The 603-nt window shown below is 67.0% G+C and carries 1 protein-coding gene; it reads right to left on the bottom strand.

Annotation, left to right across the window (positions count from 1 at the left end; all coding sequences use genetic code 11):
* A partial coding sequence (locus CEK68_RS20800) for a cellulose biosynthesis cyclic di-GMP-binding regulatory protein BcsB (RefSeq protein WP_193314275.1) occupies positions 1 to 603 on the bottom strand: 603 nt, incomplete at both ends.

A 603-nucleotide genomic window follows, 5' to 3' on the forward strand; every position in this document is an offset into this window, starting at 1 on the left:
GGCGCGTGAACGGGAAGCCGGCATTGCCGAACGCGGCCAGGTTCGGCATCGCCATGTAGTGATGGAACGAGCGCAGGTCCACGCTGGAATCGGCATCGATCGCGCCGGACACGTCGGGGAAGGTGTTCTTGCACGCCTCCGCCTGCGGGCGGTCGAAGAAGAAGTGGAAACGCAGCTGGCTGTTGGCCGAGAACGGCCCGGTCGGCAGCAGCAGTTTCTGCTCCACCGGCATCGCCCCCTTGGGCGAGAGTTCGTGCCACCAGCGCAGCGGCAGCGACTCGGCATAGGCGTGGCCGTTGAGCGGCAGCGTGGTGACGAAGGCATCGTTGATGCTGACGTTGAGCGCCGACTTGTTCTGCGTCTCCGGCACCGTGTAGCGATAACGCAGGTTGACCGGGATGCCGTCGCGCTGCCACACGAACAGATCCGGCGGCAGCTGCAGGCCGACCCGGATCAGGTCGGGGTGGTAGCCGCTGACGTTCAACTGCGAGGTCTGCGCGACCAGATCGCCGAAGCGCACCGGCTTGTCGCCGGAGATCCAGTTGGGCGCGTCGTAGGGCTTGCGCGGCTGCGCCGGCTTGAGTTCGCCGATGCGCGCCACCG

This window comes from Xanthomonas sp. LMG 12461, from assembly GCF_009192935.1.
Lineage (GTDB): Bacteria > Pseudomonadota > Gammaproteobacteria > Xanthomonadales > Xanthomonadaceae > Xanthomonas_A > Xanthomonas_A sontii.